The sequence below is a fragment of the Streptomyces kaniharaensis genome, assembly GCF_009569385.1.
GTDB classification, from domain to species: domain Bacteria; phylum Actinomycetota; class Actinomycetes; order Streptomycetales; family Streptomycetaceae; genus Kitasatospora; species Kitasatospora kaniharaensis.
This window is the reverse complement of sequence record NZ_WBOF01000017.1, coordinates 1-19,582: the sequence shown is the minus strand read 5'-3', so window position 1 is coordinate 19,582 and position 19,582 is coordinate 1. Positions and strand designations below refer to the sequence as shown.

Sequence of the window (19,582 nt, the reverse complement as noted above, 5' to 3'; positions counted from 1 at the left end):
CGAGTACCTTCTTCACGATGTCGCCGAAGGCGTCCATGCCGATGACGACCTCTCCGGGCGCGCATCCGAAAATGGCCTCCTGGATGCGCGGGTCGTAGAAGTCGAGGAAATCCGGGCACGCGGGCTTGGGGGGCGCCGGGGTCGGTGGGTCCACTCGACCCAGTGGTCGCCGTCCTGCTGCCCGGCCTTGATGCTCCACTTCGCCACCCAGTCCCGGGCAGCTTGAGGTTGATCAGGGTGGTCAGGTCCGTGCGGTCCAGCTCCCCGCCGACGAAGTGCAGCGGGAGCACCAGGCGCACGATGGATTCGCGGTCGGAGAGGTCGGCCGGGATGGTCAGCCAGTCCTCCATCAGGTCGGCCTCCTCGTCCAGGCCGAGGCGGTCGCGCAGGATCGGCCACAAGGCCGGCCCGTACGTCGCCTCGTCGCCGACCAGCTCCCGCGCCGCCCGCCGGGCGGTCCACACCGCGCGGTGGCCACCGGCCATGAGGCGCCACTCGCTCACCCAGTCGCCGGGCAGGCGGGTGTTCACGATCTCGTCCAGGCCCTGGCGCTCCCTGGGGCTGCCGAGGAAGTGCTCCGGGAGCGCAAGGATCACCTGGGCGCCCTCGTCCTCCAGGCGGTCCGGGATGGTCAGCCACTCCTCCTTCTGCGCCTCCGGGGCCAGGTGCAGGGCGGCCTTGAGCATCGCCCACAGGGCCGGGCCGTACACCTTGTCGTCGGAGGGCGGGGAGCGTGCCAGTGCCCCTGACCGTCCGGGCCGGTGGCCGCGCCGACCACGGCACCCAGGCCGACCACCAAAAGGCCGGCCTGGGTGCGGCCCGGGCCACCTCGTACAGGGCCCACACGCCCGGGACGGCCGCGCGCACGGTCAGCACGGAGACGTACGCCCACCGGCCGTAGGAGGCCACGCCGCGCCACAGGGCGACGGGCAGCATCAGCACGCCGCGCACGCCCCGGGCCAGCCAGCGCCCGGCCACGGCCAGGTAGTAGGCCACGATCGTGCCGACGTCGGAGAGCTGCACCAGGAGGCGGGGCACCGGCAGGGTGGCCACCCAGTCCTGGAAGTCCGTGAGTCGGTCGGCCAGGACCTCGCGGAAGTCGGGGCCGGTCGCCGGGCCGGGCAGGGCGATGGCGCCCATCGCGGCCGGGGGCGCGGACAGCGGCTCCGGCTCGGGCAGCGCGTTGTTCCAGAACGACGCTCCGCCGGCCTTCTTCGCGGCGGCGGTCTTCGCGCTGATCGGGCGCCCGGTGAGGAACCGGCCGAGGCAAGCCGCGGTGGCTTTTCCGGCCTTGCCGATCGCCTCGTCGGTCGCCTTCTGCTGGGCGGTGCGCTTGGGCAGCTTCGGCATCTGGCTGATCAGCCAGCCGATCCCGCCGAGCGCCAGCAGCACGCCGAGCGGGGTCAGGTGGGTGACCTTGCCGATCCACTCGATGACGCTCCAGATCGCGCCCGCGATGGCGTTGCCGGTGCCGTTACCGGCGGGCGCTGGGGTGCCCGTAGCGGGGCCGGACGGGTGCGCGGAGGGCGACACCTGAGCGAGGCCGGATACGGCGCTGTGGACGCCTCTCGCGGCTGCCAGGATGGCCATGTGGTGCTCTCCTCTCCATTGCCTTGGGGAGCCTGCTGCCGGGCGGGGCGTCACCCCCGCCCGGCGTCCCCTCGTTGATCAGAGATCAGCAGGTGATCTGTCAGTGTGCGCGCCACCTGCGACAGATGGCCCACGGATTTCGGTTCTTCTCGGTCACCCGTTCAGCGGGTGCCGTGCTCCGCGTGCCACGGGCACGGGTCCTCCGGCGGGCACGGGCCGCAGCCCGGCGGGACGTTGTGCCAGTGCCAGTACTCCTGGCGGACGTAGGCCCGGGTCCCACCGGGGGCGTCCCACTCGATGCTGTCCGGGCCGATCGGACCCTGGACGTCCTCCGGGTGAAGCCGGTCGCGCTGCTGGAGCGCGTACGCCGCCGACTCGGCGAGTAGGCCGTCCAGCTCGGTCCGGCTCCGCCACCACCGCCGGTCGGCCAATGCCGCCTCCCGGAGGGCGATCTCCCGGCAGCCGTCCAGCTCCGGATCTTGGGAGAGCCGGGCCAGCACCTCCGCCTCCTGGTCCAGGTCGGGGGCGTCCGCGTAGGCCTCGGCCGCTGTGGGGCGGTGAACGCCGGGTAGTGGTGCAGCGTTCGGCGCGGGGTCTCACTCATCAGGGGTCTCTCCTTCGTGCGGGAGGGGCGGCCGGTGGGCCTCCCCTGGTGGGTGGTCGGTCAGGCCCGGTCGGCGGGGCCGATCCGGCGCAGGTCGGCGGGGCGGACGCGCGGCAGGGAACAGAACGCCTCGGCCAACCAGCCGATCAGCCCCCGGATCTCGACGTCCTCCGGCCCGACCCAGACGACCCGGCCCCGACCACCGGCGTACCGGCCCGAGGTCACCTCGACCTCGTCGCCTACCTGGATGCTGCTCATGTCGTGCTCCTCTCTGGTGGGGCGGGCGGGCCCGGCCGGGCCCGCCCCGGGGTTGGTCAGAGGGCGGTGAGCCCGGCCTGACGGATCAGCGCCTCGATCTCCTGCGTGGTGACGGTCGGCCCGGACGCGTCCAGGAATCCGGCGGCGGTCATCTTGGCGTTGGCCTCCTCGGCCAGGACCTGGAGCGGGGCCGTGAAATCCGTCGCACGGGCCCGCCGCGCGGGGTCCAGGGCGACGACGGCGAGTGCGGTACGGAGCCGCTGGAAGGCCACGAGCGCTTCGCGGGTGGTGGTGTCCATGGGGATCTCCTCGGGGTGGTTAGCGGATGACGCTGACGATGTGGGTGGAGCTCATACGGCGGGTGCCCCTGTCGGTCACCACGTCGATCCGGCCAGCAGCGACGCCGGTCACGATGTGGTCAACGACCGCCCCGGTGTCCCGGAGGGTGTCGCCCGCCCGCAGGCCGATCGGGGTGGTCTTGATCACGGACTTGCGCATGGTGCTCTCCTTCGAGGTGGTTCGGGTAGTACGGGGCGGGCCCCTCGGGCCCGCCCCTGATGGTCGATCAGAACCAGCGGTTCGCGCGGCGCTCGGCCTGGGCCTTCGCCTTCGCCTCCCGGGCGTCCTGCTTGGCCTTCTCGCGGGCGGCGTCCTCGGCCTCCTCGCGGGCCACCGCCTCCGCCTGGATCTCGTCGATCTTGGCGCCGATCTTGGCGCGGTCGCCCCCGGCGGCGGCCCGGCCGACCAGCCAGGCGAGCTTGGCCTTCTCGGCGGTGGTGTAGTAGCGCGGCTCGGCCATGGTCAGCTCCTCCCGGCGGCGAACCCGAAGCCGCCGGCCTTGGTGTTGGTGGGGGTGTTCCTCGTGCTGCGGATCTCCCGGGCGACCGTGTCCGGCCGCACCGGCTTCGTCGTCCTGGCGCTCACCCAGGCCGTCACCGCTTTTGGGTCGTCGCCGACCTCCGCCACGGCGAGGCGGACCAGGGAGGCCACGCTCGCGGCCTTCGGCGCCGGGGCTCCGGCGCTCACCGAGGCAACGAGGTTGGCCGGGAGCGGAAGCTGCTCGGTCTCCGGGCGGGGACCGCCGGACGGCTGCGTGGCGCTGACCTGGGCGGTAGCGGGCTGCGGGCGGATATCCGCCGGGTCTCCGCCGGAGAGAACAGCGGTCGGGCGGAGCGCGGAGACCGGCGTCCACACCGGCAGCTCCCAGGCGGGCGCCGCCGGGGCGCCCAGCCGCTCCAACACCGGCGCCTGGTCCTCCTGCCCGTTGACCTCCGCCAACTCCTGCCAGGCGCCGGAGAGGCGCTCGGCGGCCTTCGACTGGGCCTTCGCCACGGCCGCTCCGGCCCGGGACAGGGAGTCCATGCGGGTCCGCTCGCCGTGGGTCTGGGCGTTGAGCACCGCCCGGGAGATCGCCGCGTTGTCGCGGGAGTCCTGGAGGACCCGGCGGATCTCCGACTTGGCCTTCGGGCTGATCTCCGTCGACTCCCACACGCCGTGGAGCCACCAGAGCGATTTGGCGGCGAGCGGGAGCCAGGCGACCGCGAGCCACCCGGCGGTGTGAGGGCTGGTCAGCGCGTGGACGACCAGCATCCCGGTCGTCAGCGCCCCGAACATCCAGCCCAGCGCGGTGACCTTGGCGTTGTGGTCGCCCTGCCCCGCCAACCGGCGTTCGTAGGAGAGGGCGGCGAGCCAGGCGCCGTCGTAACCCAGGCCGATCACCAGCGCCAGGGCGAGCGGCATCACGCCGTTGAGCCACAGGGCCACCACGGCGACGGTCAGCACCGCCGAGACGACGGTCACCGCCAGAGCCGGAGCCGCGAGCCAGGCCCGGCCCGCCGTGCGTCGCAGAGAGGTGTTCATCGGGCACCGTCCTCGAACTCCACGGCCAGCACCAGCGCCTCGTTCCAGCGGTCGCAGTCGGCGAGCATCACGGCGGTGGAGGTGCAGCCGCAGGTACCGGCCCAGTGGGCGGCGGCGGCCTTCTCCTGGATGGCGAACAGCGCGCTCTCCTCGGCCCGCCGCAGCCAACCGGCCAGCAGCTCGAAGGAGCCGAGCAGCATGCCGACCGCCACCAGCTCGGCCACGACCAGCTCCGCCCAGAACGGCGCGTCGAAGTGGGCCATGAAGGCACCGGCCGCACCAGCGGCGGCGGCGGCGAACAGCGCGGCCACCAGGACGGCCAAGCGCTGCGGGGTGAGGGCCCGCCAGACGAGGCCGGCCTTCGGGGCCTTCGGCTGGGGGGCGGGCTTCTGGACGGGCGTGCCACCGGCGTAGCTCATCGGGCACCCCCGACGATCGCGGCGGCCTGGGCGAGCTGGGTGAAGGTCTGGGCCAGCTGGGCCTGGGCGGCCCCGAGGGCGACCAGCGCGGCCCGCCCCTCGTTGGTGTGCCCCATGCCGCTGGCGGCGTTGGACAGCGTCGCGTCGGCCCGCTCCGCGAGCTGGAGACCGCGCCGGAGCATCTGGGCGGCGAAGTCGCGGTCGTCGCTCATCGGGCACCGTCCTGGGGCCAGATGACGCTGATGCCGGAGCCGCGCTCCAGGACGACCGGCTCGGGGCCGGGGCCGGGGTCGGCTCGGGCGCCGGGGACGGGTTCGGGGCGGGGGCGGGCACGGACGTGCCGGGCCCCTGGGTACGATCCATCACGGATCGCCCTCCTGTCGTCTCAGGGGGGTGGTCAAGGCCCTGAGCAGGTGTTTGCCGCACCGGCTCGGGGCCGCTCCCGTTTGGGAACGGCTCCACCATGACACGTTATTTCGCAGCGCACAAGTGTGTTGCGTAGCGAGTCATGACGGTATGATCCCCGCATGGACATTCCGGAGGTAGCACAAGCTGCCGCACTCGCAGAGGTAGCAAAGCTGGGTCACGACAGGGGCGAACTGCTACGGCAGGCGGACGAGTTGCTGACCCGCATCAAGCCCGCCGCCGTGAAGGCCGTACAGGCTGGCGCGGGGCGCAACCGCGTACGAGAGCTGGCGGGAGTCTCCACCACGCTCTGGTACGAGTGGCTGGACGAGGCGGGCATCCAGGTCCGCCCCAGGGCGGCGAAGAAGACCGCCACGAAGAAGGCCACTACCAGCCGGAAGCGGGAGACCTCGTGACCGACCGCCTGCCCCAGCCCGCCGACATGTCGCACGCGATGCTGATCGGCCTCTTGATGCACCTCGGCGGCAGCTTCGACATGCCCGCCGACGCCCTCTCGGTCGATGCCCTCGGCACGCCGGACGGCACGTTCCACGCCGTTGAGCTGGGGATCTTGGAGGATGGGCAGGTTCGCCTGTCCGTCGTTCCCCGGCCGCACGGAGAGGGTGCAGGACTCCAGTTCCGCAACGGGGAGTAACCTCAGCCCCACGAACGGCGATTGACCCCACACAAGACGAAACCCGCCCCCCGGACCCTCACTTGGTGCCGTAACCAGGAGAGGGGTCGTAATCCGGAAGGCGGGCCCTAGACGGTGTCGAGTGTAGGTGACCACGCGTCCCGACACACCATGGCACCGGGAGAGGGCGTACCTTGCCCACCCGAAAGAAGTCGGCCCCGATCCCCCGCCAGCAGGGCGAGGGCACCGTTTCCCAGCTCGACCGTGACGGCGTTCCGGCGGGCTGTATCCAGATCCCCGGCATGCGGCTGGGGTGGTTCTACCGCCTGAACGACCGGATGGTCCTGCACCAGCACCGGCCTGGGTCCCCGCTGCTGCACGTCGGGCAGGCGCCGAAGGTCACCTCCGTGATCGCGCACCTGACCGACGACGGCGAAGACATCCGCACTGAGTACCTGGTCGTCGGCCGCCGTCAGCGTCGCCCCCGGATCATCACGGAAGACGAACTCGACCGGGGCACCTGGGCGTCGAAGACCGGCAGCCGCCGGCCGACCGGCCCGGACGAGAAGCACGCGTTCGCCAAGGCCATGCGCATGCAGGCGGAGGACGCCCCCGAGGTCCCCGCCCGCACGTACTACACCGACGAGGGCGACCTCGTGCTTCCCGAGGCGGACGCCCAGCTCTACGGCTACGGCACCCTGTGCGGGTCCGAGAAGGCCGCCCGCGACGCGTGGGAGGAGACCGGCGCGTACGCGGTCGTGGACCCCAAGGCCGCGCTGGTGATGGGCGCGATGTTCTCCGGCCCGATGCTCGATTCCCTGGGCGTGCTGGCGCACATCCTGAACCTCCACGGGCCCGGCCAGCAGGGCAAGTCCACGATGATGTTCGTCTGCGCGGCCCTGTTCGGGAACATCAAGCCGCGCCGACAGCGGCTGCTGATGACGTGGAACGCCAGCAAGCAGGGCATCACCCAGGACCTGCGCGGGCGCGGCTACCTGCCGCTGTGCCTGGACGAGCACAGCAGCAGCGGGCGCACCCCGCAGCAGTCCAGCTCGGAGTTCTCCCAGATCTGCGCGGGCTGCCTGCGCTCGACCGGCACGGTCGACGGCGGCATCCGGGAGATGGACGGCTTCTGGCTGTCGATCCTGCTGTCCAGCTCCAACCTGCCGTTGAAGTTCGAGGGGCAGACCGAAGACCTGGCCTCGCGCCTGCTGGAGATCAAGGCGCCGTTCTTCCCGAACGCGTGGGTGGACCTGGACGGCAACGCGGTCGGCGCCGACCACAAGGGCGCCGAGCACGTCTCCAAGCGACTCAAGCGACTGGCCAGGGACCACGGCGGGTGGCCGCTGGAGTGGGCCCGCAAGGCTGGCGCCTTCACCGCCGAGAAGCTGAAGGAGGCCCGGCGGGCGCACCTGGAGCTGTGCGCCAAGTACATGCCGCGCAACGGCGGTATCCCCGACACGATCGCCGAGATTCACATGGCGTGGGTGGTCGGCGCTCACGTCCTGGGCGAGGCCATCGGCGTGCCGGGCCTGGGCGAGGCTGCCGAGCGCGCTGCCGCCGAGCGGCTGAAGGCGGCGATCGAGGCTGCGGCGGAGACGAACGTGCCGGAGGGCGAGCTGCTGTGGCGGGCGCTGGACGCGATGCGCCTGGACGTTGCGGCGTTCCCGGAGATGGAGGAGCTGCCCCGGGCCGCTGCTGGCGGGGTCAAGCCGCGCGGGTTCTACCGCGTCGACCGGCACGGCCAGCAGGAGTGGTGGGTGCTGGACCCGGTGGTGAAGGAGGCCGGGGACAAGGGTGGCGTCGTCAACCTCACCTCCGCGCTGCGGCAGCTCGATGAGGTGAAGGTGCACGTACGGGGCGAGGGCGCCAACGTGCTGCGGCGGGTGCCGAACTTCCTGCGGGACAAGCCCGTCACCCAGCGGATGCACTGCTTCAACCTCGGTCCGGCGCAGGAGCTGTTCGGCGGACCGCTCGACCTCGATGACGACGGCGACGACGGCCACGACGGCCAGGGCGACGGCGGCACGGACCACCAGGAGTCGGGCGAGGTGCCCGGCGGCGAGACGGCGTTCGTGCCGACGCAGGTCGAGCTGTCGCTGTCCGCGCCCGAGGCGGAGCCGGTGCCGACCGTGGCGGCCGGGCTGCCCGCGCTGGTTCGGGAGGTGACCGAACCTCGGTGGGACGAGCTGGTGGACGGGAAGTTCAGCGCGGCGAAGGTCGGCGTGCTGGCGGGCACCGGGCTGCACCTGCCCAACATGCGGCCGGTGCCGGTGCCCATGCCGGGCAGCGTGGAGGAGACCTACGCGCTCATGGCGGCGTACGACGTGTGCACCCTGTACGTCCACGCCAGCGCCATCGGGGCCATGGGGCTGCCCGCCTACGACATCACGGTGTACGGCGAACTCGTGGCACCGCACGAGCACCCGTGGGCCACCCCCGTGGCGGGCGGCGTGGTCGAGCGCGTCGAGCCCGCCGGCCTTTCGTTCTGGATGACCGCCATCCCCGGCGACGGCGAGCGGCGCCACATCTCCATCCCGGCCTACGACCCGTCCCGCCTGGAGGACTCCTTCGGCTCCGCCGTCGACGGCGCGCAGCTGCTCGAAGCGGTGATGCTGTTCCTGCTGTCCAGCCGGGGCAAGGGCAAGCGCCCCAAGGTGGAGCGGTACTACCGCAACGTCAACATGACCGCCATGGGCTACGCCGGGATGACCGCCGACCTGGCCCGGTGCGAGGCGATCCGGCTGGAGACCATCCCCCAGTTCACCGCCGGGCAGCGGCTCAAGCCGATCCTTCACCTCGGGTGGAACCGGCGCATGGAGCCGCCGGAGCGCGACATGAAGTGGCTGCACCGGTACGACAAGACCGCCGCGTGGCTGTCCGCCTGGTCGAACACGCCGCTCGGGGTCGGTGAGCCGACCCACTACCCGGACGGCGCGGAGTTCGACCCGAAGAAGGCCGGCCTTTGGCGCGTGGCGGAGGCGCCCGGGTTCGGGCTGCCCGGCCTGCCCACCTTCCAGCTCCGCACGGCCGAGGAAGGCGGCTGGTGGATCCGCTCCACCCCCGCGATGAACCTGCTTATGGAGGCGTACCCGGACTGGACGCCGGTCGTCCTGGAGGCCCTGGTCTGGAAGGACAGCCGCCGCGTGATGGAGACCGGCTACGAGCGCATCCGCCTCGGCCGGGAGTTCCTGCTGGCCGAGGCCGAGGCAGGGCGCGAGGCCGCGACCCTGGCCAAGCGCCTGAACGGCGCCCTGTACAAGTCGGGCCGGGGCTACCTGGAGCGCAACGAGCCCGAGCGCGACCACGTGACCGGCGAGATCTACGCCAGGAAGATCTACCGCCCCGACTGGGCCGCAGCCCTCCAGGACGCCGCCATTGCCAACACCTGGCGGGACCTGCGCGCGTTCTCCCAGGCCGGGCGCTTCCCGCTCACCCTGGAGACCGACGCCATCACGATGGTCTCCGACGAGGCCGATCCGGTGCTTGCCGCGCCCCCGGGCATGAAGCTGGGCAACCACCGGGGCGGCCTGTGGACCGTGGAGGGCAGCGCGCCCGTCTCCGCGCTGCTGCCCCTGATGGAGGACCCCCGCAAGGCCCGGACCGCCGGGGAAGCCCTGCGGATCCACATGAAGCGGCAGGGGGTCTGACATGGCGTTCGGCTGGATCAAGAAGGTCGGCTCCGCGATCGGCGGGGCCACCCGCAAGACCACCGGGGCCATCGGCGGTGCCGCGCGGCGCGTCACCGGCCGCGAGAAGCCGCCCACGACACCGCCCGAGGCTGCGGCACCGCCTGCCCCTCCCACTCCGCCTACCGGGCCGCCCTCGCCCCCGGCAGGGCCCCCGCAGCCCCCCTCCCCGGGTGAGGGCCCGGAAGGCGCCGGAGGTGAAGAGGCCGGCCTCACCGAGGAACAGCTCCGCGAGGCCGAGGAAGTCGTGCACCTGCTGGCCTTGGAGGTGGCCGCGCGCGGTGCCGGTCCACTTGGTTTCGCTGATCTTCCACTTGCCGAGGATGGCGACGAACAGCGTGCCGGGGCGGGCCGCGCGCTTGCGCGCCATCTCCTTGGCCGCTTCTTCGCGTTCAGCCTCGGCGGCGGCTTCCTCGGCCTCGCGGAGCTGTTCCTCGGTGAGGCCGGCCTCTTCACCTCCGGCGCCTTCCGGGCCCTCACCCGGGGAGGGGGGCTGCGGGGGCCCTGCCGGGGGCGAGGGCGGCCCGGTAGGCGGAGTGGGAGGGGCAGGCGGTGCCGCAGCCTCGGGCGGTGTCGTGGGCGGCTTCTCGCGGCCGGTGACGCGCCGCGCGGCACCGCCGATGGCCCCGGTGGTCTTGCGGGTGGCCCCGCCGATCGCGGAGCCGACCTTCTTGATCCAGCCGAACGCCATGTCAGACCCCCTGCCGCTTCATGTGGATCCGCAGGGCTTCCCCGGCGGTCCGGGCCTTGCGGGGGTCCTCCATCAGGGGCAGCAGCGCGGAGACGGGCGCGCTGCCCTCCACGGTCCACAGGCCGCCCCGGTGGTTGCCCAGCTTCATGCCCGGGGGCGCGGCAAGCACCGGATCGGCCTCGTCGGAGACCATCGTGATGGCGTCGGTCTCCAGGGTGAGCGGGAAGCGCCCGGCCTGGGAGAACGCGCGCAGGTCCCGCCAGGTGTTGGCAATGGCGGCGTCCTGGAGGGCTGCGGCCCAGTCGGGGCGGTAGATCTTCCTGGCGTAGATCTCGCCGGTCACGTGGTCGCGCTCGGGCTCGTTGCGCTCCAGGTAGCCCCGGCCCGACTTGTACAGGGCGCCGTTCAGGCGCTTGGCCAGGGTCGCGGCCTCGCGCCCTGCCTCGGCCTCGGCCAGCAGGAACTCCCGGCCGAGGCGGATGCGCTCGTAGCCGGTCTCCATCACGCGGCGGCTGTCCTTCCAGACCAGGGCCTCCAGGACGACCGGCGTCCAGTCCGGGTACGCCTCCATAAGCAGGTTCATCGCGGGGGTGGAGCGGATCCACCAGCCGCCTTCCTCGGCCGTGCGGAGCTGGAAGGTGGGCAGGCCGGGCAGCCCGAACCCGGGCGCCTCCGCCACGCGCCAAAGGCCGGCCTTCTTCGGGTCGAACTCCGCGCCGTCCGGGTAGTGGGTCGGCTCACCGACCCCGAGCGGCGTGTTCGACCAGGCGGACAGCCACGCGGCGGTCTTGTCGTACCGGTGCAGCCACTTCATGTCGCGCTCCGGCGGCTCCATGCGCCGGTTCCACCCGAGGTGAAGGATCGGCTTGAGCCGCTGCCCGGCGGTGAACTGGGGGATGGTCTCCAGCCGGATCGCCTCGCACCGGGCCAGGTCGGCGGTCATCCCGGCGTAGCCCATGGCGGTCATGTTGACGTTGCGGTAGTACCGCTCCACCTTGGGGCGCTTGCCCTTGCCCCGGCTGGACAGCAGGAACAGCATCACCGCTTCGAGCAGCTGCGCGCCGTCGACGGCGGAGCCGAAGGAGTCCTCCAGGCGGGACGGGTCGTAGGCCGGGATGGAGATGTGGCGCCGCTCGCCGTCGCCGGGGATGGCGGTCATCCAGAACGAAAGGCCGGCGGGCTCGACGCGCTCGACCACGCCGCCCGCCACGGGGGTGGCCCACGGGTGCTCGTGCGGTGCCACGAGTTCGCCGTACACCGTGATGTCGTAGGCGGGCAGCCCCATGGCCCCGATGGCGCTGGCGTGGACGTACAGGGTGCACACGTCGTACGCCGCCATGAGCGCGTAGGTCTCCTCCACGCTGCCCGGCATGGGCACCGGCACCGGCCGCATGTTGGGCAGGTGCAGCCCGGTGCCCGCCAGCACGCCGACCTTCGCCGCGCTGAACTTCCCGTCCACCAGCTCGTCCCACCGAGGTTCGGTCACCTCCCGAACCAGCGCGGGCAGCCCGGCCGCCACGGTCGGCACCGGCTCCGCCTCGGGCGCGGACAGCGACAGCTCGACCTGCGTCGGCACGAACGCCGTCTCGCCGCCGGGCACCTCGCCCGACTCCTGGTGGTCCGTGCCGCCGTCGCCCTGGCCGTCGTGGCCGTCGTCGCCGTCGTCATCGAGGTCGAGCGGTCCGCCGAACAGCTCCTGCGCCGGACCGAGGTTGAAGCAGTGCATCCGCTGGGTGACGGGCTTGTCCCGCAGGAAGTTCGGCACCCGCCGCAGCACGTTGGCGCCCTCGCCCCGTACGTGCACCTTCACCTCATCGAGCTGCCGCAGCGCGGAGGTGAGGTTGACGACGCCACCCTTGTCCCCGGCCTCCTTCACCACCGGGTCCAGCACCCACCACTCCTGCTGGCCGTGCCGGTCGACGCGGTAGAACCCGCGCGGCTTGACCCCGCCAGCAGCGGCCCGGGGCAGCTCCTCCATCTCCGGGAACGCCGCAACGTCCAGGCGCATCGCGTCCAGCGCCCGCCACAGCAGCTCGCCCTCCGGCACGTTCGTCTCCGCCGCAGCCTCGATCGCCGCCTTCAGCCGCTCGGCGGCAGCGCGCTCGGCAGCCTCGCCCAGGCCCGGCACGCCGATGGCCTCGCCCAGGACGTGAGCGCCGACCACCCACGCCATGTGAATCTCGGCGATCGTGTCGGGGATACCGCCGTTGCGCGGCATGTACTTGGCGCACAGCTCCAGGTGCGCCCGCCGGGCCTCCTTCAGCTTCTCGGCGGTGAAGGCGCCAGCCTTGCGGGCCCACTCCAGCGGCCACCCGCCGTGGTCCCTGGCCAGTCGCTTGAGTCGCTTGGAGACGTGCTCGGCGCCCTTGTGGTCGGCGCCGACCGCGTTGCCGTCCAGGTCCACCCACGCGTTCGGGAAGAACGGCGCCTTGATCTCCAGCAGGCGCGAGGCCAGGTCTTCGGTCTGCCCCTCGAACTTCAACGGCAGGTTGGAGCTGGACAGCAGGATCGACAGCCAGAAGCCGTCCATCTCCCGGATGCCGCCGTCGACCGTGCCGGTCGAGCGCAGGCAGCCCGCGCAGATCTGGGAGAACTCCGAGCTGGACTGCTGCGGGGTGCGCCCGCTGCTGCTGTGCTCGTCCAGGCACAGCGGCAGGTAGCCGCGCCCGCGCAGGTCCTGGGTGATGCCCTGCTTGCTGGCGTTCCACGTCATCAGCAGCCGCTGTCGGCGCGGCTTGATGTTCCCGAACAGGGCCGCGCAGACGAACATCATCGTGGACTTGCCCTGCTGGCCGGGCCCGTGGAGGTTCAGGATGTGCGCCAGCACGCCCAGGGAATCGAGCATCGGGCCGGAGAACATCGCGCCCATCACCAGCGCGGCCTTGGGGTCCACGACCGCGTACGCGCCGGTCTCCTCCCACGCGTCGCGGGCGGCCTTCTCGGACCCGCACAGGGTGCCGTAGCCGTAGAGCTGGGCGTCCGCCTCGGGAAGCACGAGGTCGCCCTCGTCGGTGTAGTACGTGCGGGCGGGGACCTCGGGGGCGTCCTCCGCCTGCATGCGCATGGCCTTGGCGAACGCGTGCTTCTCGTCCGGGCCGGTCGGCCGGCGGCTGCCGGTCTTCGACGCCCAGGTGCCCCGGTCGAGTTCGTCTTCCGTGATGATCCGGGGGCGACGCTGACGGCGGCCGACGACCAGGTACTCAGTGCGGATGTCTTCGCCGTCGTCGGTCAGGTGCGCGATCACGGAGGTGACCTTCGGCGCCTGCCCGACGTGCAGCAGCGGGGACCCAGGCCGGTGCTGGTGCAGGACCATCCGGTCGTTCAGGCGGTAGAACCACCCCAGCCGCATGCCGGGGATCTGGATACAGCCCGCCGGAACGCCGTCACGGTCGAGCTGGGAAACGGTGCCCTCGCCCTGCTGGCGGGGGATCGGGGCCGACTTCTTTCGGGTGGGCAAGGTACGCCCTCTCCCGGTGCCATGGTGTGTCGGGACGCGTGGTCACCTACACTCGACACCGTCTAGGGCCCGCCTTCCGGATTACGACCCCTCTCCTGGTTACGGCACCAAGTGAGGGTCCGGGGGCGGGTTTCGTCTTGTGTGGGGTCAATCGCCGTTCGTGGGGCTGAGGTTACTCCCCGTTGCGGAACTGGAGTCCTGCACCCTCTCCGTGCGGCCGGGGAACGACGGACAGGCGAACCTGCCCATCCTCCAAGATCCCCAGCTCAACGGCGTGGAACGTGCCGTCCGGCGTGCCGAGGGCATCGACCGAGAGGGCGTCGGCGGGCATGTCGAAGCTGCCGCCGAGGTGCATCAAGAGGCCGATCAGCATCGCGTGCGACATGTCGGCGGGCTGGGGCAGGCGGTCGGTCACGAGGTCTCCCGCTTCCGGCTGGTAGTGGCCTTCTTCGTGGCGGTCTTCTTCGCCGCCCTGGGGCGGACCTGGATGCCCGCCTCGTCCAGCCACTCGTACCAGAGCGTGGTGGAGACTCCCGCCAGCTCTCGTACGCGGTTGCGCCCCGCGCCAGCCTGTACGGCCTTCACGGCGGCGGGCTTGATGCGGGTCAGCAACTCGTCCGCCTGCCGTAGCAGTTCGCCCCTGTCGTGACCCAGCTTTGCTACCTCTGCGAGTGCGGCAGCTTGTGCTACCTCCGGAATGTCCATGCGGGGATCATACCGTCATGACTCGCTACGCAACACACTTGTGCGCTGCGAAATAACGTGTCATGGTGGAGCCGTTCCCAAACGGGAGCGGCCCCGAGCCGGTGCGGCAAACACCTGCTCAGGGCCTTGACCACCCCCCTGAGACGACAGGAGGGCGATCCGTGATGGATCGTACCCAGGGGCCCGGCACGTCCGTGCCCGCCCCCGCCCCGAACCCGTCCCCGGCGCCCGAGCCGACCCCGGCCCCGGCCCCCGAGCCGGTCGTCCTGGAGCGCGGCTCCGGCATCAGCGTCATCTGGCCCCAGGACGGTGCCCGATGAGCGACGACCGCGACTTCGCCGCCCAGATGCTCCGGCGCGGTCTCCAGCTCGCGGAGCGGGCCGACGCGACGCTGTCCAACGCCGCCAGCGGCATGGGGCACACCAACGAGGGGCGGGCCGCGCTGGTCGCCCTCGGGGCCGCCCAGGCCCAGCTGGCCCAGACCTTCACCCAGCTCGCCCAGGCCGCCGCGATCGTCGGGGGTGCCCGATGAGCTACGCCGGTGGCACGCCCGTCCAGAAGCCCGCCCCCCAGCCGAAGGCCCCGAAGGCCGGCCTCGTCTGGCGGGCCCTCACCCCGCAGCGCTTGGCCGTCCTGGTGGCCGCGCTGTTCGCCGCCGCCGCCGCTGGTGCGGCCGGTGCCTTCATGGCCCACTTCGACGCGCCGTTCTGGGCGGAGCTGGTCGTGGCCGAGCTGGTGGCGGTCGGCATGCTGCTCGGCTCCTTCGAGCTGCTGGCCGGTTGGCTGCGGCGGGCCGAGGAGAGCGCGCTGTTCGCCATCCAGGAGAAGGCCGCCGCCGCCCACTGGGCCGGTACCTGCGGCTGCACCTCCACCGCCGTGATGCTCGCCGACTGCGACCGCTGGAACGAGGCGCTGGTGCTGGCCGTGGAGTTCGAGGACGGTGCCCGATGAACACCTCTCTGCGACGCACGGCGGGCCGGGCCTGGCTCGCGGCTCCGGCTCTGGCGGTGACCGTCGTCTCGGCGGTGCTGACCGTCGCCGTGGTGGCCCTGTGGCTCAACGGCGTGATGCCGCTCGCCCTGGCGCTGGTGATCGGCCTGGGTTACGACGGCGCCTGGCTCGCCGCCCTCTCCTACGAACGCCGGTTGGCGGGGCAGGGCGACCACAACGCCAAGGTCACCGCGCTGGGCTGGATGTTCGGGGCGCTGACGACCGGGATGCTGGTCGTCCACGCGCTGACCAGCCCTCACACCGCCGGGTGGCTCGCGGTCGCCTGGCTCCCGCTCGCCGCCAAATCGCTCTGGTGGCTCCACGGCGTGTGGGAGTCGACGGAGATCAGCCCGAAGGCCAAGTCGGAGATCCGCCGGGTCCTCCAGGACTCCCGCGACAACGCGGCGATCTCCCGGGCGGTGCTCAACGCCCAGACCCACGGCGAGCGGACCCGCATGGACTCCCTGTCCCGGGCCGGAGCGGCCGTGGCGAAGGCCCAGTCGAAGGCCGCCGAGCGCCTCTCCGGCGCCTGGCAGGAGTTGGCGGAGGTCAACGGGCAGGAGGACCAGGCGCCGGTGTTGGAGCGGCTGGGCGCCCCGGCGGCGCCCGCCTGGGAGCTGCCGGTGTGGACGCCGGTCTCCGCGCTCCGCCCGACCGCTGTTCTCTCCGGCGGAGACCCGGCGGATATCCGCCCGCAGCCCGCTACCGCCCAGGTCAGCGCCACGCAGCCGTCCGGCGGTCCCCGCCCGGAGACCGAGCAGCTTCCGCTCCCGGCCAACCTCGTTGCCTCGGTGAGCGCCGGAGCCCCGGCGCCGAAGGCCGCGAGCGTGGCCTCCCTGGTCCGCCTCGCCGTGGCGGAGGTCGGCGACGACCCAAAAGCGGTGACGGCCTGGGTGAGCGCCAGGACGACGAAGCCGGTGCGGCCGGACACGGTCGCCCGGGAGATCCGCAGCACGAGGAACACCCCCACCAACACCAAGGCCGGCGGCTTCGGGTTCGCCGCCGGGAGGAGCTGACCATGGCCGAGCCGCGCTACTACACCACCGCCGAGAAGGCCAAGCTCGCCTGGCTGGTCGGCCGGGCCGCCGCCGGGGGCGACCGCGCCAAGATCGGCGCCAAGATCGACGAGATCCAGGCGGAGGCGGTGGCCCGCGAGGAGGCCGAGGACGCCGCCCGCGAGAAGGCCAAGCAGGACGCCCGGGAGGCGAAGGCGAAGGCCCAGGCCGAGCGCCGCGCGAACCGCTGGTTCTGATCGACCATCAGGGGCGGGCCCGAGGGGGCCCGCCCCGTACTACCCGAACCACCTCGAAGGAGAGCACCATGCGCAAGTCCGTGATCAAGACCACCCCGATCGGCCTGCGGGCGGGCGACACCCTCCGGGACACCGGGGCGGTCGTTGACCACATCGTGACCGGCGTCGCTGCTGGCCGGATCGACGTGGTGACCGACAGGGGCACCCGCCGTATGAGCTCCACCCACATCGTCAGCGTCATCCGCTAACCACCCCGAGGAGATCCCCATGGACACCACCACCCGCGAAGCGCTCGTGGCCTTCCAGCGGCTCCGTACCGCACTCGCCGTCGTCGCCCTGGACCCCGCGCGGCGGGCCCGTGCGACGGATTTCACGGCCCCGCTCCAGGTCCTGGCCGAGGAGGCCAACGCCAAGATGACCGCCGCCGGATTCCTGGACGCGTCCGGGCCGACCGTCACCACGCAGGAGATCGAGGCGCTGATCCGTCAGGCCGGGCTCACCGCCCTCTGACCAACCCCGGGGCGGGCCCGGCCGGGCCCGCCCCGCCCCACCAGAGAGGAGCACGACATGAGCAGCATCCAGGTAGGCGACGAGGTCGAGGTGACCTCGGGCCGGTACGCCGGTGGTCGGGGCCGGGTCGTCTGGGTCGGGCCGGAGGACGTCGAGATCCGGGGGCTGATCGGCTGGTTGGCCGAGGCGTTCTGTTCCCTGCCGCGCGTCCGCCCCGCCGACCTGCGCCGGATCGGCCCCGCCGACCGGGCCTGACCGACCACCCACCAGGGGAGGCCCACCGGCCGCCCCTCCCGCACGAAGGAGAGACCCCCTGATGAGTGAGACCCCGCGCCGAACGCTGCACCACTACCCGGCGTTCACCGCCCCCACAGCGGCCGAGGCCTACGCGGACGCCCCCGACCTGGACCAGGAGGCGGAGGTGCTGGCCCGGCTCTCCCAAGATCCGGAGCTGGACGGCTGCCGGGAGATCGCCCTCCGGGAGGCGGCATTGGCCGACCGGCGGTGGTGGCGGAGCCGGACCGAGCTGGACGGCCTACTCGCCGAGTCGGCGGCGTACGCGCTCCAGCAGCGCGACCGGCTTCACCCGGAGGACGTCCAGGGTCCGATCGGCCCGGACAGCATCGAGTGGGACGCCCCCGGTGGGACCCGGGCCTACGTCCGCCAGGAGTACTGGCACTGGCACAACGTCCCGCCGGGCTGCGGCCCGTGCCCGCCGGAGGACCCGTGCCCGTGGCACGCGGAGCACGGCACCCGCTGAACGGGTGACCGAGAAGAACCGAAATCCGTGGGCCATCTGTCGCAGGTGGCGCGCACACTGACAGATCACCTGCTGATCTCTGATCAACGAGGGGACGCCGGGCGGGGGTGACGCCCCGCCCGGCAGCAGGCTCCCCAAGGCAATGGAGAGGAGAGCACCACATGGCCATCCTGGCAGCCGCGAGAGGCGTCCACAGCGCCGTATCCGGCCTCGCTCAGGTGTCGCCCTCCGCGCACCCGTCCGGCCCCGCTACGGGCACCCCAGCGCCCGCCGGTAACGGCACCGGCAACGCCATCGCGGGCGCGATCTGGAGCGTCATCGAGTGGATCGGCAAGGTCACCCACCTGACCCCGCTCGGCGTGCTGCTGGCGCTCGGCGGGATCGGCTGGCTGATCAGCCAGATGCCGAAGCTGCCCAAGCGCACCGCCCAGCAGAAGGCGACCGACGAGGCGATCGGCAAGGCCGGAAAAGCCACCGCGGCTTGCCTCGGCCGGTTCCTCACCGGGCGCCCGATCAGCGCGAAGACCGCCGCCGCGAAGAAGGCCGGCGGAGCGTCGTTCTGGAACAACGCGCTGCCCGAGCCGGAGCCGCTGTCCGCGCCCCCGGCCGCGATGGGCGCCATCGCCCTGCCCGGCCCGGCGACCGGCCCCGACTTCCGCGAGGTCCTGGCCGACCGACTCACGGACTTCCAGGACTGGGTGGCCACCCTGCCGGTGCCCCGCCTCCTGGTGCAGCTCTCCGACGTCGGCACGATCGTGGCCTACTACCTGGCCGTGGCCGGGCGCTGGCTGGCCCGGGGCGTGCGCGGCGTGCTGATGCTGCCCGTCGCCCTGTGGCGCGGCGTGGCCTCCTACGGCCGGTGGGCGTACGTCTCCGTGCTGACCGTGCGCGCGGCCGTCCCGGGCGTGTGGGCCCTGTACGAGGTGGCCCCGGGCCGCACCCAGGCCGGCCTTTTGGTGGTCGGCCTGGGTGCCGTGGTCGGCGCGGCCACCGGCCCGGACGGTCAGGGGCACTGGCACGCTCCCCGCCCCTCCGACGACAAGGTGTACGGCCCGGCCCTGTGGGCGATGCTCAAGGCCGCCCTGCACCTGGCCCCGGAGGCGCAGAAGGAGGAGTGGCTGACCATCCCGGACCGCCTGGAGGACGAGGGCGCCCAGGTGATCCTTGCGCTCCCGGAGCACTTCCTCGGCAGCCCCAGGGAGCGCCAGGGCCTGGACGAGATCGTGAACACCCGCCTGCCCGGCGACTGGGTGAGCGAGTGGCGCCTCATGGCCGGTGGCCACCGCGCGGTGTGGACCGCCCGGCGGGCGGCGCGGGAGCTGGTCGGCGACGAGGCGACGTACGGGCCGGCCTTGTGGCCGATCCTGCGCGACCGCCTCGGCCTGGACGAGGAGGCCGACCTGATGGAGGACTGGCTGACCATCCCGGCCGACCTCTCCGACCGCGAATCCATCGTGCGCCTGGTGCTCCCGCTGCACTTCGTCGGCGGGGAGCTGGACCGCACGGACCTGACCACCCTGATCAACCTCAAGCTGCCCGGGGACTGGGTGGCGAAGTGGAGCATCAAGGCCGGGCAGCAGGACGGCGACCACTGGGTCGAGTGGACCCACCGACCCCCGGCGCCCCCCAAGCCCGCGTGCCCGGATTTCCTCGACTTCTACGACCCGCGCATCCAGGAGGCCATTTTCGGATGCGCGCCCGGAGAGGTCGTCATCGGCCATGGACGCCTTCGGCGACATCGTGAAGAAGGTACTCGGC

At 72.5% G+C, this 19,582-nt stretch carries 26 protein-coding genes and 1 pseudogene; 15 read left to right on the top strand and 12 right to left on the bottom strand.

Annotated features, from left to right (window positions below; all coding sequences use genetic code 11):
- The coding region (locus F7Q99_RS42990; protein WP_153472370.1) for a hypothetical protein at positions 1 to 710 on the bottom strand (710 nt) is incomplete at its 3' end.
- Between the two features lie 29 nt (positions 711 to 739).
- Between F7Q99_RS42990 and F7Q99_RS40035 the strand changes: the two genes are divergently transcribed.
- Both F7Q99_RS40035 and F7Q99_RS40030 read left to right on the top strand, forming a co-directional pair.
- Positions 740 to 901 carry a hypothetical protein gene (locus F7Q99_RS40035; protein WP_153472368.1) on the top strand — a complete coding sequence of 54 codons (162 nt, stop codon included), beginning with the start codon at positions 740 to 742 and terminating at the stop codon, positions 899 to 901.
- A gap of 228 nt (positions 902 to 1,129) precedes the next feature.
- On the top strand, positions 1,130 to 1,537 hold the full coding sequence (locus F7Q99_RS40030; RefSeq protein ID WP_153472365.1) for a hypothetical protein: 408 nt from the start codon (positions 1,130 to 1,132) through the stop codon (positions 1,535 to 1,537).
- 214 nt (positions 1,538 to 1,751) lie between these two features.
- Here the strand turns inward: F7Q99_RS40030 and F7Q99_RS40025 are convergent, their stop codons facing one another.
- The 8 genes from F7Q99_RS40025 to F7Q99_RS39990 form a co-directional block, all read right to left on the bottom strand.
- The gene (locus tag F7Q99_RS40025) at positions 1,752 to 2,090 is read right to left on the bottom strand and encodes a hypothetical protein (protein ID WP_153472363.1); all 339 of its coding nucleotides are present in this window, start codon (positions 2,088 to 2,090) and stop codon (positions 1,752 to 1,754) included.
- A gap of 164 nt (positions 2,091 to 2,254) precedes the next feature.
- Complete coding sequence (locus F7Q99_RS40020) at positions 2,255 to 2,452, bottom strand: KOW motif-containing protein (RefSeq protein ID WP_153471978.1); 198 nt, start codon at positions 2,450 to 2,452, stop codon at positions 2,255 to 2,257.
- Positions 2,453 to 2,508: 56 nt separating this feature from the next.
- A complete protein-coding gene (locus F7Q99_RS40015) occupies positions 2,509 to 2,751 on the bottom strand; it encodes a hypothetical protein (protein ID WP_153471981.1) in 243 nt (80 codons plus the stop codon).
- A gap of 19 nt (positions 2,752 to 2,770) precedes the next feature.
- Complete coding sequence (locus F7Q99_RS40010) at positions 2,771 to 2,950, bottom strand: hypothetical protein (protein ID WP_153471984.1); 180 nt, start codon at positions 2,948 to 2,950, stop codon at positions 2,771 to 2,773.
- A 67-nt stretch (positions 2,951 to 3,017) separates the two neighbouring features.
- Complete coding sequence (locus tag F7Q99_RS40005) at positions 3,018 to 3,251, bottom strand: hypothetical protein (protein ID WP_153471987.1); 234 nt, start codon at positions 3,249 to 3,251, stop codon at positions 3,018 to 3,020.
- Between the two features lie 2 nt (positions 3,252 to 3,253).
- The gene (locus F7Q99_RS40000; protein WP_153471990.1) at positions 3,254 to 4,312 is read right to left on the bottom strand and encodes a protein spdB; all 1,059 of its coding nucleotides are present in this window, start codon (positions 4,310 to 4,312) and stop codon (positions 3,254 to 3,256) included.
- Positions 4,309 to 4,731, bottom strand: coding sequence for a hypothetical protein (locus F7Q99_RS39995; protein ID WP_153471993.1), 423 nt, complete (start codon positions 4,729 to 4,731; stop codon positions 4,309 to 4,311). Before F7Q99_RS39995 ends, F7Q99_RS40000 begins: the two co-directional genes overlap by 4 nt.
- Positions 4,728 to 4,943, bottom strand: a complete 216-nt coding sequence (locus F7Q99_RS39990; protein ID WP_153471996.1) for a hypothetical protein — start codon at positions 4,941 to 4,943, stop codon at positions 4,728 to 4,730. Before F7Q99_RS39990 ends, F7Q99_RS39995 begins: the two co-directional genes overlap by 4 nt.
- A 315-nt stretch (positions 4,944 to 5,258) precedes the next feature.
- Between F7Q99_RS39990 and F7Q99_RS39985 the strand changes: the two genes are divergently transcribed.
- From F7Q99_RS39985 to F7Q99_RS39975, 3 genes are all read left to right on the top strand, one after another.
- Positions 5,259 to 5,552, top strand: coding sequence for a hypothetical protein (locus F7Q99_RS39985; RefSeq protein ID WP_153471999.1), 294 nt, complete (start codon positions 5,259 to 5,261; stop codon positions 5,550 to 5,552).
- Positions 5,549 to 5,791 (top strand): pRL2-19, encoded by a 243-nt coding sequence (locus F7Q99_RS39980; protein WP_326847577.1) that lies wholly within the window; start codon positions 5,549 to 5,551, stop codon positions 5,789 to 5,791. The genes F7Q99_RS39985 and F7Q99_RS39980 overlap by 4 nt, the downstream gene beginning before the upstream one ends.
- A 173-nt stretch (positions 5,792 to 5,964) precedes the next feature.
- Positions 5,965 to 9,420: a DUF927 domain-containing protein gene (locus F7Q99_RS39975; protein ID WP_153472002.1), complete on the top strand. Its 3,456-nt coding sequence runs from the start codon at positions 5,965 to 5,967 to the stop codon at positions 9,418 to 9,420.
- 731 nt (positions 9,421 to 10,151) lie between these two features.
- Here F7Q99_RS39975 and F7Q99_RS39970 read toward each other — a convergent pair.
- The 3 genes from F7Q99_RS39970 to F7Q99_RS39960 form a co-directional block, all read right to left on the bottom strand.
- A complete protein-coding gene (locus F7Q99_RS39970) occupies positions 10,152 to 13,607 on the bottom strand; it encodes a DUF927 domain-containing protein (RefSeq protein WP_153472002.1) in 3,456 nt (1,151 codons plus the stop codon).
- A 172-nt stretch (positions 13,608 to 13,779) separates the two neighbouring features.
- Positions 13,780 to 14,022, bottom strand: a complete 243-nt coding sequence (locus tag F7Q99_RS39965) for a pRL2-19 (RefSeq protein WP_326847577.1) — start codon at positions 14,020 to 14,022, stop codon at positions 13,780 to 13,782.
- A complete protein-coding gene (locus tag F7Q99_RS39960; RefSeq protein ID WP_153471999.1) occupies positions 14,019 to 14,312 on the bottom strand; it encodes a hypothetical protein in 294 nt (97 codons plus the stop codon). The genes F7Q99_RS39965 and F7Q99_RS39960 overlap by 4 nt, the downstream gene beginning before the upstream one ends.
- 164 nt (positions 14,313 to 14,476) lie before the next feature.
- On the opposite strand from F7Q99_RS39960, the gene F7Q99_RS39955 reads away from it, so the two are divergent.
- The 10 genes and pseudogenes from F7Q99_RS39955 to F7Q99_RS39910 all read left to right on the top strand — a co-directional run.
- Positions 14,477 to 14,632, top strand: a complete 156-nt coding sequence (locus F7Q99_RS39955; protein WP_153472163.1) for a hypothetical protein — start codon at positions 14,477 to 14,479, stop codon at positions 14,630 to 14,632.
- Positions 14,629 to 14,844, top strand: coding sequence for a hypothetical protein (locus F7Q99_RS39950; RefSeq protein WP_153471996.1), 216 nt, complete (start codon positions 14,629 to 14,631; stop codon positions 14,842 to 14,844). The genes F7Q99_RS39955 and F7Q99_RS39950 overlap by 4 nt, the downstream gene beginning before the upstream one ends.
- Entirely contained in the window at positions 14,841 to 15,263 is a 423-nt protein-coding gene (locus tag F7Q99_RS39945; protein ID WP_153471993.1) for a hypothetical protein, read from the top strand. The genes F7Q99_RS39950 and F7Q99_RS39945 overlap by 4 nt, the downstream gene beginning before the upstream one ends.
- The gene (locus F7Q99_RS39940) at positions 15,260 to 16,318 is read left to right on the top strand and encodes a protein spdB (RefSeq protein WP_153471990.1); all 1,059 of its coding nucleotides are present in this window, start codon (positions 15,260 to 15,262) and stop codon (positions 16,316 to 16,318) included. Before F7Q99_RS39945 ends, F7Q99_RS39940 begins: the two co-directional genes overlap by 4 nt.
- A gap of 2 nt (positions 16,319 to 16,320) precedes the next feature.
- The gene (locus tag F7Q99_RS39935) at positions 16,321 to 16,554 is read left to right on the top strand and encodes a hypothetical protein (RefSeq protein ID WP_153471987.1); all 234 of its coding nucleotides are present in this window, start codon (positions 16,321 to 16,323) and stop codon (positions 16,552 to 16,554) included.
- A 68-nt stretch (positions 16,555 to 16,622) separates the two neighbouring features.
- Positions 16,623 to 16,802: a hypothetical protein gene (locus tag F7Q99_RS39930; RefSeq protein ID WP_153471984.1), complete on the top strand. Its 180-nt coding sequence runs from the start codon at positions 16,623 to 16,625 to the stop codon at positions 16,800 to 16,802.
- Positions 16,803 to 16,821: 19 nt separating this feature from the next.
- Positions 16,822 to 17,064: a hypothetical protein gene (locus F7Q99_RS39925; protein WP_153471981.1), complete on the top strand. Its 243-nt coding sequence runs from the start codon at positions 16,822 to 16,824 to the stop codon at positions 17,062 to 17,064.
- Between the two features lie 57 nt (positions 17,065 to 17,121).
- On the top strand, positions 17,122 to 17,319 hold the full coding sequence (locus F7Q99_RS39920; protein ID WP_153471978.1) for a KOW motif-containing protein: 198 nt from the start codon (positions 17,122 to 17,124) through the stop codon (positions 17,317 to 17,319).
- A 61-nt stretch (positions 17,320 to 17,380) separates the two neighbouring features.
- Positions 17,381 to 17,824 (top strand): hypothetical protein, encoded by a 444-nt coding sequence (locus F7Q99_RS39915; protein WP_153471975.1) that lies wholly within the window; start codon positions 17,381 to 17,383, stop codon positions 17,822 to 17,824.
- A 161-nt stretch (positions 17,825 to 17,985) separates the two neighbouring features.
- Positions 17,986 to 19,582: pseudogene (locus tag F7Q99_RS39910) on the top strand (hypothetical protein); the annotation flags it as partial.